Annotated in this window: 5 protein-coding genes; all 5 read right to left on the reverse strand. The window is 50.7% G+C overall.

Annotated features, from left to right (window positions below; all coding sequences use genetic code 11):
- Positions 1-20: 20 nt before the first annotated feature.
- Positions 21-5,594 carry a hypothetical protein gene (locus H6585_02890; protein ID MCB9447273.1) on the reverse strand — a complete coding sequence of 1,858 codons (5,574 nt, stop codon included), beginning with the start codon at positions 5,592-5,594 and terminating at the stop codon, positions 21-23.
- Between the two features lie 92 nt (positions 5,595-5,686).
- Complete coding sequence (locus H6585_02895) at positions 5,687-6,517, reverse strand: DUF4846 domain-containing protein (protein ID MCB9447274.1); 831 nt, start codon at positions 6,515-6,517, stop codon at positions 5,687-5,689.
- A gap of 1,002 nt (positions 6,518-7,519) precedes the next feature.
- Positions 7,520-9,520 (reverse strand): DUF3352 domain-containing protein, encoded by a 2,001-nt coding sequence (locus H6585_02900; protein ID MCB9447275.1) that lies wholly within the window; start codon positions 9,518-9,520, stop codon positions 7,520-7,522.
- 292 nt (positions 9,521-9,812) lie between these two features.
- Entirely contained in the window at positions 9,813-10,562 is a 750-nt protein-coding gene (locus H6585_02905; GenBank protein ID MCB9447276.1) for a response regulator transcription factor, read from the reverse strand.
- Positions 10,559-13,171 carry a histidine kinase gene (locus H6585_02910; protein ID MCB9447277.1) on the reverse strand — a complete coding sequence of 871 codons (2,613 nt, stop codon included), beginning with the start codon at positions 13,169-13,171 and terminating at the stop codon, positions 10,559-10,561. Before H6585_02910 ends, H6585_02905 begins: the two co-directional genes overlap by 4 nt.
- Positions 13,172-13,224 lie beyond the last annotated feature (53 nt).

The following is a 13,224-nucleotide window of genomic DNA, read 5'->3' on the forward strand; positions in this document are numbered from 1 at the left end:
ACCAACCCGTGCCTGTGAGTTTACGGATTTGGTGTTTGTATGACTTCCACCCATCTTCCCTTGGTGCGGGCATGTATGGATTCATCGTACATCGCATACGATTGCACAGCCGGTAGATAGTAGCTGCCCAGGTAGCTGGCATTCAACAATACCCTGAACACTTTGGTCTGGCCGCGGTTCAGATTGAAATACATGTGTACCCGGTCATCCCTGATGTCTTCATACGTCGGAAGATCGTAGCCCTCAGTTTCGCTTTGCCCGTCCATGCGATCGTTGATGATCTCCCATCCTGAAGGGAAGATTTGGGTGAGGGCCATTTGCTGATAGTCCTCTGCCCGGGAACCTGCATGGGTTACTTTGACCACCGCCATGAAATCGGTACCCTGTTCAATGGATGCGGGATCCACTTCTTTTCCATCCAGATTTCGGTAGGCAACACTGATCTGAAGGTCTTTTGCACTTTCCATTTCTTCTCCGGCTTTTGGTATGCCTTCTATGATTACCCTCACGTAAAGTCCCATTTTACTTTGGTTTTTCATCGTGGCTTTGTTTGATCCTGGTTTGAGCGTGAACTTCTTCTGTGCGACAAACTTTTTCAGGTTCTCAATCTTCATGACACTTCCATTGATATCAGCCTGGAACGACATCGCATCCGCAGACATGTTTTTGGCGTACTTACCGATGGACAGCAAAGCGTAGGATGCTGTCTGGGTGCTCATCCATTTGTCGCTGCTCAGGCTGTTCGAAAGTTTTTTCATCACTTTAAAAGCGTCTTCTTTCTTATTCATCAATACCAATGTCTCCAGGATCAGCGCAAGGTCGCGGTCGTCGGAACCGAATGTGTATGACAGTTCATGATATGATTTGACATCCGTACTTATGCTTTGGGTCAGTTTCGCTGCGGCCTCTGGTTGTCCGATGATGGAATAGGCAGCCGCCAGTCTCCATCGTGCACTTTCGGAAATGCCTGGTTGTTCTTTCAACCGGTTCATGGAGCCGATATCCGGATTCTTTGCCAGTGCCAGGGTATATAACCGGTATGCCTGCAGCAGGTCGCTGTTGTTCCTGGAATAACGCCATTGCACCGCCAGGTTGCTTTGGTAGTTCACCCAGTTCGAGAAAAATGAAGAGGGCACATTGTATCCGCGTGCAGCCGCTTCGATCAGGAAGTGCCCTGCATAACAGGTGCCCCATTCGCTGTATTCGGAATTGTTGCCAGGCCAATAATAAAGACCTCCGGAAGGCCCCTGGAAACTCACCAAACGCTGAATGCCCGCGTTGATGTTGCGGTTGATCTCCATGTGTTTGCTTTCCGGGAGTTCCATGAGTGCATCCAGGTATAACTGGGGAAACACGCCGGATGTGGTTTGTTCAACACACCCGTGCGGATATTGAATGAGGTATTTCAGGTGGCGCTCCAGGTCAATGGGAGGGAGTGTGGAAATCTCTACCGTGGCTTTGTTCGTTCCCGGCAACCCGAAAGCCGTAATGTCCGGTGACCAGGAGGCTCCTGGATCCAGTACCTGTGAAACCACATTCATCTCAGCAGGATTGGGTGGCCTTACATCCAGCTCCACCTCATACGTTGCTGTTTCCGAACCACTCGTTGCTTTTACGGTGACCTTGCCGGTGCCGATTGCATCTATAACCTTCAGATTGAAATTCACCGTTTGGTCGCCCGGTTCATCGAAGTTGATCGTTTGTTCCTGCTGTCCCGATATTTTCAACTGGCCCTTGGTTTCGATATGTACCGCCACGTTCCGTACATTTTTTTCCATGGCAAATACCGTTACCGGAAGGCTGACCTTTTCGCCCGGAGAAAGTACCCTTGGCATGGTGGCCAGGACCATCACGGGTTTTTTTACAGGTGTGGATTTTTCGGCGCAACCATAAGAGCCGTCATGCCCCGCCACAACCATGGTACGCACTGCTCCCACATACTGGGGGATATGTACAGTGTGTGTCCTTGACCCTCCATTGAGATAGAACGGGCCGAGGTACTTCACCACAGGTTTGAAGCGCTGTGCTTTTTTCCCTCCCTTGGGTTTGTTCACTTCATCACCGCCTACAGCCAACAGTTTGTCCAACTTGCCACCATATGCACCGATCACCTGGTCATACAGATCCCATGTTTTTACGCTGAGGGCTTCGCGTGCGTAGAATACCGGCCATGGATCCGGGGTCTTGAATCGTGTGAGTCCGAGCAAACCTTCATCCACAATGGCAAGGGTATACGACATCGGGTGTCCGTCTTTTTCCGATACGGTGATCTTTACATCCTCTTCTGGCCGTAAAACTTCAGGCATCTTGATCTCCGGGTGAAGTTCGGTGGATGGATCCACCACCTTGATCGGAACAACGCCATACATCCGGATGGGACGGTCGTTAACGGTTTGCCCATGTGGTTGAAGTAAGGTGACATGAAGGTAGGCGTTGGGTGCGAAGTTTTTTGTCACCGGTAGCTTGAAAACGGTTTGCCCGTCTTCGGTGCCCAGCCAGTACGACTGTAATACCTTGCTGCCGGATTCAATGCTCAGCAATGCACGCCCACCTTTGGCTGAAGGAATAGTGACAACAGCTTCTTCACCGACGGTGTAAGATTCTTTATCGGTATTGAAGGTGAGCAGGGCAGCTCCGTTCCCATCATTTCTGGCTCTGCCAGCCCATCCCGGCCAGTCGATGTATACTGTTTTTCCCGAACTGTGGCCACTCTCGGTATCTGTTACACGCACCAGGTAACGCCCCCAGTCGGGATAGTTGATACGGATGTTGAAAGTGGCTTCGCCTTTCTCATTCGTGGTTACGGTTTCCTGCTGAAGGGGACTGTGCCAGTTGTCATTGTTGTAGGAGGTCAGGTTGTCCGGAGAAGTGTCCCACCACCAACGCCATTCTACTTTGTAAAATTCCACCTTCAGGTTTCGGTTGGGTGCCGGCTTCCCTTTGTTGTCCACTGCCACCAGCCACACCGGATGATCCTGGTCTGTCAACAGCATGCCCCGGGTTGCATCGCCTTTGGGTAGCTTTAATCCGGCGTAATGTGTGAAAGGATGGAAAGGGATCGAGAAGCGATCCTGGCTGAAATCACCTCCCGGTTCGAAAACCTTGGTCAGGAACTTGGCGGTCAGCATCCCGGGTGCCCGATTTTCTGATTCGATCTTTCCTTCGATGCGCGTATTTCCTTCCTCATCCACCTTGCCTTCAAAAAGCGTCTGCTCCTCTGCATAGAATTTGGTGGTAGGGTCGTCAAATACATAATCGTTGTATTTGGGGAAATGTGTGACCGAAGGTGCCAGGGTCAGGTCTACTTTCACATCCAGGTTCTTTGCCTTTCCGCCGTGCAGCCACTCGGTGTGGAAGGGAATGCCACCCGCCAGTGAAGTAGCGTCGATGCTTTCCGTTCCAAACTTCATATCGATCTTCAGCCGGTTGGGTTTGATGTTCTCGATCTTGAAAGTTTTGCTGAACTCAATGGCGCCAATCTTAACTTTTCCTCCCCAGTTTCCCGTTGGAGCATCTTCGTCCGTCTTAAAGGCAAGGCGTGTAAATCCGTCTTCTGACTTGGGGTTTACGATGCGCTTCACCAATTGACCTTCCGGGTTCCGGAATTCGAATACCAACGGATGATTCTCCGGGAGTGTCTTGAGTTTATCTTCAAGGATGAAGGTTGCGAAAAGGGAGTCACCCGGGCGCCATACGCCTCTCTCCCCATATAAAAACCCCTTCACGCCTTTCTGAATACGTTCTCCTGAAATATCAAACTGACTGAGGGAAAGGGATGAGCCGTCATCCAGTTTCAGATATCCTCTCTCGGCCCCTTGTTTTGCAATCAACAGGAAGGGCTTTTCCTTCACCGCGATGGTTGCTTTGCCATCTCCATCCGTCGAGGCACTTGCTAGTACCTGCTGGTGATAGTCGACCACTTCCAGTGTAACACCTGAAAGGGGAAGGGCAGTGCGCAGGTCGGTTACGAATACCGACATACTTCCTTCTTCTCCTCGTTTGGCAACCAGTCCGATGTTAGATGCAAGGATGTTCCGGCTGACAGATCTTCTTGATCCGTAGTACGACGGATGACATGGATTGTCCCGTTCGGAATAATCGTAGTCTTCATCATAGTAATAGTCCTCATAGCCGTCCCAGTAACTAGCATCATGCTCAACCGGAGCATCCTGCCATTTGTCGAACGACTGTGAAATGTCATCGATCTCTCCGTTGTCTGCATCATTGCACAGGTAGAGGGATTGAGATTTACGGAAGCCAATGGTGATGCGGTAAATGGCCCCAGCCTCTTTTTGAACCAGTTCCCGCAAGTCCAGCGCATAACGGTTCCATCTTCCCAAGTCCACGATGCCGCTCTGATCCAGCCGGATGGTTTTCTGTAATACCGGTTTGCCCACCCTTGCGAGTTCGTCTTCACCCGTGATGTTGTTCACCTGAAGGAACTGTTTGACGTTGCTTTCAAAAATCCGGATAACACGTACGTCAACGGATCTCAGGCTAACAGCTTCAAAAGGAATGACCAGTCCGTCCTTGGATTCCGGAAGGATGCCACCTTCACCCACAAACCTGACGGCGGGTTTGAGCACTTCGAATGTTATAGGGAATTCCCTTCTCTCCTGGGTTTTGTATCCCATGATATTTTGGATGCCAGGTTCTGTGTTCAAGGTACGCTGCCCTTGAATGCGACTGGCTGGATAGATCATGATCTCATTGTCGATGATCACATACCTGAGTTGTGATGTGTTGGTGAGTGTGACCAGGCCCCTGAGGTCCTGGTTCTCATCCAATGGGTCGGAGTATTGCAACTTGATGTATTGATCGGGATCATGAATGACGCTGTATCCGGTCAGCTTGAAGTCGCCGAGGGCAGGCACCTCTACCTTCTTCTCGTCGGTGATGTCACACCCGATGGCTTTCCCATTCCATTGGATGATTACTTCCGAAGCATCGTTACCGCGAACAATGCTGTCAACGGTAAAATGGTTCCGCACCTGTCCGATTTCCTGTTGCCATTGGATAGGAAGTTGTTTTCCGTTTTGACTTGCTGTTAACGTTTGCTTTACTTTATCAAGTTCTTCAATATCGGCGGTCATCAACTGACCGAAGATGCGCTGCCATTGTAGGGTTTTCTTGTCAAAGGCCTTCATGCCTTCAACTTGCACCTCCATGGATTGCCGGAGCGTTTCGAAGTTGAATGCGAATACCTCCAGCGCTTCGGGTACCTCCATGATTTTGCCGATACCGAATTCCGCATAATACTTTTGGCCGCTGGGTAGGTTTTTGTCGGGCTTGAACTCGATGGTGCTCGCATCAAGCCATGTGGTCTTTCCATCAATGGATGGTTGAAAAGAAAAAAGCCTGTCATCAACCGGCCGTGATAATTGCTCGGTAGTGGCCACATCGGAAGTGAAGTGGATGCGGATGGACTGATTTCTCTGGATCACCCCTGCCGTATATGCCGAGACATATTGTCCGAATGCAGGATTGATCTCAACGGTTTTGGCTTTGGATTTCGCAGTTTTTGTAAAAAGAAGTACAGTTGCAGCTACGGTCAGGGCCACTCCGCCGATCAGGAGGATTTTTTTCTTTGTCATGTTGATGCGCAATTAGGCAGGCTGAATGTAAGAAATGGAGGTGATGTATTTGTTGATGTTGAATAATAATTTATCAATCGAAAGAAAGTATCTCAGGGGAATCGTTTCAGCTCGGAAAGACTGAAATTCCAGTCGGGCGTTTCCAGGTCGCGCCCCGCCGGGGGAAGGTAAAACCATGGGTTGTCAGATGAACTTGCCGGATTCCGGAGTACATGCATGCTCTGGGCGGGCATGTAGCTTTGGGCCAGCATGAAGGCTTTCCTGCCATTCGCATCGGTGGCCATATCCACCACAAGTACAGCGTGGCCCGGACTTCCACCGCGGATGAATACGTCGCCCACGCGAATGTCATTGGGGTTGGTAACGGGTTGCAATTCGCGACTGAGCGACAGGCTGCCCGCGTAGGTGAACACCTGATTGAGGTATGCACGAAGGGAAGAGTGGCTGTCATCAGGTTGGGCAGTGTGCTGCCAGGATACCTTGTTGCCGGATATTTTCGGACGGTCTCCTTTTATCCATCTTGAAAACGGAACTGCATCCCCGCTGGTAAAATGAAAGAGGATATCTTCCATGCGGTTGCTGGCATACAGGTATTCGGCCCGCAGGCGGATCACTGCGTCGGCGCATTGCTGCAGGTCACGGTTACCGATATCAATGTCAATCACCGCTGCATGACTGGTGCGGTAGGAAAGGATGTTGCCATCATATGAATGGATGGGTGAACCCGGAGGCATGAGCGGAAGGTGGCGCAACCACCCGGCAAACCCTTCATCGGATGTACGGGTGAACCCTGATGGGGTCGGAAACCGGTCGTTGATAGATGTGTAATGGTCCTGGTTTTCAAGCCAGGGGTAAGTATAGGTAGGCGGGGGTGAAGCAGTGAACAGGAACAGGGATATGAAGAGCGTACGGAGTGCGATCATGTAATGGGGTTTATAGGTTAACAGGTGGTGGGCGGGTGGTATTGTATATGATGGTTGATCGTTTTTCGTGGGTCGTTTTTTGGGTGGCGTATGAACGGATGCGGGCGATGTGAATGTGCAAATGTGATGATGTGGCAATTTGAAAATGGGGCATCCGGCAAGAGTGAGCTTCGGTGGGTGGGGAAGTCAATGGTTAATAGTCAATAGTCAATGGGAGTCGGAAGTCATTGACGCGACCGGAGGGAGCCATTGACTGCGCAGCTTACTGACCATTGACTAGCCGCCTTACACATCTGTCTGCCGCCCATTCCTAATTCGCAATTGACAATACGTAATTGTATTGGGCACACGCGCTTCCCTCCCCGGAACAAGTTCGTCAAATTTCAATTCAGGTATGAGCGAAAGGGATGTGAAATCTTGCTCAGGTGAGAATAAACGGTGATTTGGTAATTTGAAAATGTGATGATGTGGTAATTTGAAAATGGGGCATCCGGCAAGAGTGAGCTTCGGTGGGTGGGGAAGTCAATGGTTAATAGTCAATAGTCAATGGGAGTCGGACGTCATTGACGCGACCGGAGGGAGCCATTGACTGCGCAGCTTACTGACCATTGACTAGCCGCCTTACACATCTGTCTGCCGCCCATTCCTAATTCGCAATTGACAATACGTAATTGTATTGGGCACACGCGCTTCCCTCCCCGGAACAAGTTCGTCAAATTTCAATTCAGGTATGAGCGAAAGGGATGTGAAATCTTGCTCAGGTGAGAATAGACGGTGATTTGGTAATTTGAAAATGTGAGGATGTGGTAATTTGAAAATGGGGCATCCGGCAAGAGTGAGCTTCGGTGGGTGGGGAAGTCAATAGTCAATAGTCAATGGCCGCTCGATTTCATTGACGCGACCGGAGGGAGCCATTGACTGCGCAGCTTACTGACCATTGACTAGCCATACCGCACAAATGACCATTGTTCATCCGAACCACGAAAAACGATCAACGAACCCCTACATCTGACTTCCGTCTCGGTATCTCCGTTTCTCCAGCAGGTTGCCTTCCTCGTCGTAGAATTTCCACGTGCCGTTTTTCTGGTCGTGTTTGTATCTGCCCTTGATCTTCAGGTTTCCGTTCGGGTGGTACTCGCGGAAGTTGCCGTGCTTCTCCCCGTCTTTCATGTTCACCTCCAGCATCACACTGCCGTCGGGGAAGAGTTCCTGGTGGAGGTCGGCATCGAGGTCGTCGGGTGTGATCTCGTCCAGGTTGATGATTTCGTCTTCGGAGACAGACACCATGTGTGTGGTGTCGGGTTCGTTGCTGGTTTCATGTTTGGCAATGGGATTTGCCCATTTAACCATGGCTGAATCGGGCGGGAGGTAACCGATGGCGAGTTTGGTGTCGAAGCCGTCACCATCTTCCTTTAAGGTCAGGCCGATCTGGGAGAAACACACCAGGTAGGGTTTGTTCCGGCTGATGTCCTGCCATGTGTCTGCGCTTACCAATGGTTTCAGGTTGTCTGTGAGTAGCGGCATCTGTACATAAGCAAACACATTCACCTTTTCGTCGAGGTTGCCGGCGAATGCTTTGAAGTCGTCATCGGCGGCCAGGGTTTCACCGGACTGGTAATCATTGATGATGCGCTTCAATGTTTGGGGATGGTTGCTGAACACCACGAAGTCGCCGATGAAGGTATAGTACGGTTTGTCCAGTCCCGAAAAGAAATCACCCAGCAGCAGTTTGAAAAATCCTTTCACGGAAAGGAAGCTGATGACATGTCCTTTGTAGGTGATCTCCTTGAACCGGATGGGGGTTTTTCTTCGCACCTGCGATTTGATGAAGTCGAGGTTTTTCCTGGCCTCTTCCGGGTCGGTGGTTTTCAGGTAGAAAGCCATCTCGTTGTTTTTCCCGAGGCCGGAAGGTTGCATTTGTACGAAGGCTGCTTCGTCGTCGATCCAGCTGGTGAAGTGTTTCCTGAAATCAATTTTCAGGAGTTTTTCCATTTGGGTGATGCGGTGGCGGTAGTTGCTCCAGGCAGCCGTGTCTTTCTGCAGAACCTGTTCCAGGCCATTCAGGAACTTCCCGAAACTACCGAAGCCGAGGCTCAGGCAGAATGCGGTGTGATGAGGCATCACCGACACTGCGCTTCTTTTCCCTGTGCCTGCGTGCTGAAGGGCCTGGAGGTAAGATGGGATCGAATCATTGGACAGGGTGAATCCGCGCATCTTCCACAAGGCGTCATCCCATGTAACGGATATACCCGACCAGGCAAGTGCCCGACTCAGGTCGCGCACGTATGGGTTGTCGGCGGTGGTGTAGCACCGGAGATAATCCTGCAGGCGGTTGTACTGCACGTAGAGGCGCAGCACGTCATCACCATCCGCTTCTTTTTGCACACGGATGAAACGCAGGTCTCTTCCGATGTCGGGCAGGCTCACTTCGTCAATGCTTTTCTCCACCAGGGTGTGGGTGTAGGATGCCACGAGCAGGTTTTGGATGGCAGAGATATAAAGGGTTTCCTTGTCTTCCGTATCGTAAAGCTCCACGATGGTATGGTCGTGGTATGTACGCTTGCTGATTTTGTATCCTTCACTGCTGAGGGCATCGGGGTTGTCGGTCAGGAGGCTTCCCCAGGTAGGGTTTTCGAGGTCGGCGACATAAAGGAAGTCGTAATCATTCCGCTTGATCATGTGGGCGGAGATCAACAGTTGCCGGTCGCCAATCAGGTCGGTGAGGTACGGGTTGTCGTGCAGCATTGAATCCAGGGCGTCGGCTCCTTCAGCGATCTCATTGAACAGGGGGTGTGTTTTCAGGTGTTGCCATGCCGGGTTGTTGCTGAGCCGGTCCCATGCGTTGAATGGCTCGGTTGTTTCAATAATATATATGGCGTCTCCGGGTATGGCGTACAATCCCCGGAGGCCGGCTTCCGATCCGAAGTAGTGGCGGATGAGGGCGAAGGTCATCACCGAAAGGGCCAGCGGGATCAGCAGGATGCGGAGGAGTCGTTTGCTCACGGCTGTTGGTTTTTAGGGTGGATGCAGCCGCAAGATCGGGCATTTTCAGGAAAGAGAGGAGGGCTGTTTTGGCCTCATCGATAAAAATCGAACGTTGAAAGGAGGCAAACCGAAGGTCTGTCTGTTTGTGAGAACAAAGCGTGAACCACCCCCGTAATTATGGGTGTTCAGCGAAGCAGACAGCAAAGACAGCATCGAGATCGTGTGGGGGTTGTCGCGAGGGGATGGCTGAACAAGATGGGTTCAGGGTCAAAAGCGTTGCTTTTGGCCCTACCTCTTTTTATAGGGGTAACTATTCATTCATTTGGTGGATGATGTCCATGAGGTGCTGTTTCTTTCTTTGGGATACCGGCAGTTCGGTGTTGTCACTCATCTTCACATACCCGTTGTCTTTGTTGATGTAGCTTTTCAGGTGTTCCAGGTTGATGAGGTAAGACCGGTGGATGCGTATGAAGCCGGAGGGAACGAGCAGCTCTTCGAACTCCTTCAGCGTTTTGGCGATCATCAGGCGTTTGCCGTCGGTGAAAAAGAAGCTGGTGTAGTTGCTTTCAGATGTACACCGGACAATCCGCGACAGTTCAATCAGGTGGATGCCATCCGACGACTGCAGGGCGATGCGTTTTCTTCCGGCAACAGCTTTCAGGTTGTGAAAGTAGCTTTCCAGGCTCAGTTGCAGTTCTTCCTGTTTTCTGTTGGATATGCGTTCGATGGCCTCCTTGAGTTCTTTACCGTTCACGGGTTTGAGCAGGTAATCGAGTGCACTGAACCGGATGGCTTTGATCGCATATTCACTGTATGCGGTGGTAAAGATTACTTTGGATGACAGGTGGTTGGTTTGGTCCAGGATGTCGAAGCCGTTGCCATCGGCCAGGCGTACATCCAGGAATACCAGGTCGGGGTTGCTGTTTTTGAGGATGTCAACGCCGGATTCTACTCCGTCTGCTTCGCCGATGATCTCTACCTCCGGACAGTTTCTTTCAATTTCTTTCCTCAGCGCCATGCGCGCATGTGTTTCGTCATCGATGATAATGGTACGAATCATAGGTCCCATGATGTTTTATATGGTAAGGTGATGATGATTTCTGTTCCTGCCGGTTCTCCGCCGGTGCCTTCCAGATCCCGGATGTTCAGCTCGAGGTTGGTCATGCCGAGGTTGCGCAACAACTGCAAACGATCTTCGGTGAGGCGTGTCGCATGTGATTGATGGGTGTGATCACTTTGCATCTTTCCCGATGCCTCGCGTCCGATCCCGTTGTCGGTGATCCGGCAGATGATGCGGTCGGCTTCCTTGTGAAATCGGATGGTCAGGAGTCCTTTTGATTTCCGGGGTATCAGTCCGTGTATGATCGCATTTTCCACAAAGGGCTGAAGCACCATGGGCGGTACCAGGGCGTCTTTCAGATCCGGTTCACAATGGATCTCACAGTCAAAACGATCCTGGTAGCGTTCCTGCATCAGTTCAATGTATAGGCGCAGAATGTCGAGTTCTTTTTCCAGTTCGATCTCGTGGTCGGTGTGATCCAGGATCATTCGCAGCAACTGGGCCAGTTTGGTGATGTATTCACCTGCTTCATCGGGTTTGTCGGCGGCATAGAATCCTTTGATGGTGTTCAGGGCATTGAAGAGAAAATGCGGGTTCATCTGCATGCGCCTTGCTTTCTGCTCAATTTCCATCAGGCTTTTTTCCATCTGAATTCTGGCCTTTTCCGCTTCCATGGCTTGCTGGGCCAACTCGTACCGCTTTTGTAGTGTACGCAGTCGCCTGCGCCATAAGAAAATACCAATGGGTATGATTAGGCACAGGATGCCTAATCTAAACCACCAGGTTGCCCATACGGGAGGTCGTATGTGAATGTGTATTTCGCGGATGCCTGGATTGGGATGCCCGGTCATGTCCAGTGTGGTGATCTCAAAAAAGTAGTCGCCGGGTGCCAGGTATTTGTACTCGACCTCAGTTCTGTTTGTCGTTGTCCAGGTGTCTTCAGCTCCTTTCATCCGGTAGCGATAAACGGTGTTTCCCATGTCCCGGAAGTTCAATGAGGAAAATGAGATACCGATGGCATTCCGGTTGTGGGGAAGATCACTCAGTTCGGCTTCGTTTATTTCCTGCTGTTGCACCCGTGTGCCGGTGATCAGAACGGGATGGGGATGGCTTACATGTTTATCGATGCTATCCCGGAAATAGATCAATCCGTTGTCGGTGGCCAGGTAAATGGTATGATCAGAAACTTCGATTCCGATGATGTTCATATTTCCGATGCCAACGGTCACCGACAGGTTGTCGACCGTATGTTTGCCTCTGCGCAGGCAGTTCAACCCCTTGTCTGTTCCGATCCACAGGCAACCCTGCGGCGAAAACCGGAGTGATTTGACAGTTAAACTAACCAAGCCGTTGTCGGTGCTGAAACTGGCTATCACCGAATCGTTATGCAGGCAAAGCAACCCCGCGTTGTTGGTGCCAACCCACATCTCATCGTGCAGGCTGTCGTATGCGAGTATGTTGATCCTTTGACGCAGCCTTTCATCAATCACCGATACATCTTTCATTTCGTTGTTTTCCCAACGGAGCAGGGTATTGTCTGATCCGACCCACACCCTGCCATGTTTGTCTTCACATATCGTCCATCCGCGTTGGCTGCTTGCCGTGATACGCACAGAAACATCATGGGTGGGTTTGACTGTGAACCCGGGTTTTGTAGCATCAAGCGCAAGCTGCCTCATTATCTTCAGGTCCTCTTTATTTATTCGGGCGATTTTGAATCCGGCCAACCAGGCGATGCCATTATGGTCGATCAGAAAATCATCTCCGCCAAACATGTATCTGTCTGACCAACCATCTCCGATGGTCTGAACACCGTTTTTACCTACCACCCACACGTCACCATTATCGGCCATGTACGTATTGGTTACGGCATTTTTTATTTGGGAATCCAATTCCCTGCATTCAGGAGGGGTGCCAGGAGACCATATGCAGTACTGGCTGTTAACGGATGTCAGCCAGAGTCGCCCGGTCAGGTCCCGTTTGACGCTCAAGAGGCGGTTGTTGGGCAGACCGTCTGCCGTTTTCATTTCCCAGATATTCGGATTGGGGATGTAGTACAAACCGTTGTGCAGGCTGGTGATCCATATCCCATTTTCCCGGTCGGTGCATGCCCCGGATATCGGTTGACCTCTTAACATCCAACGTTTAAATAGGATATTGTCTGCCTGCAGTTTGAAAATGCCCAGTCCGTTCCTGGTGCCAATGAAGAGTTCATCTTTAGGCCCGATGCCACAGTAGATGATTTCTGTTCCGGGAGGAAGTTCGTGGACCAATTTCGATTTGCCGGTTGCACCCGATATGCTGAATATTTTGTTCTGAATACAGAAGAACATTTTGTTGTGCCAATAGGTTACCCGCCCGTTGCCGCTTAGTGGTATGTAATCCGTATTTGTGAAGTGGTGAAAGTCCTTTGTTCTGGCAACATGACCGCTGTAGGTAACCACCATATGCGTTTCGTTTTTGTCAGATAGGATGCCCTTGATGCCTGACATTTCTTCCGGGATCATGAAAGTGCTTACACCGCTGTTGTTAATTTGATACACATAGTTGTCGCCCGTTGGGAATATGTACAGGGAGCTGTCTTTGGTTTCCCACGCGGTACTGGACATGTTTCCGGGTTTTGACAGCCTCAGAATGGGATTGTTGTTTTCGTTGTAAATGC

It is taken from the genome of Flavobacteriales bacterium, assembly GCA_020635855.1.
Taxonomy (GTDB): Bacteria; Bacteroidota; Bacteroidia; order JACJYZ01; family JACJYZ01; genus JACJYZ01.

Coding starts and splice junctions, on each gene's coding strand:
- H6585_02890 (MCB9447273.1), bottom strand. CDS start 5,594: ATGACAAAGAAAAAAATCCTCCTGATCGGCGGAGTGGCCCTGACCGTA.
- H6585_02895 (MCB9447274.1), bottom strand. CDS start 6,517: ATGATCGCACTCCGTACGCTCTTCATATCCCTGTTCCTGTTCACTGCT.
- H6585_02910 (MCB9447277.1), bottom strand. CDS start 13,171: ATGTCCAGTACCGCGTGGGAAACCAAAGACAGCTCCCTGTACATATTC.
- H6585_02905 (MCB9447276.1), bottom strand. CDS start 10,562: ATGATTCGTACCATTATCATCGATGACGAAACACATGCGCGCATGGCG.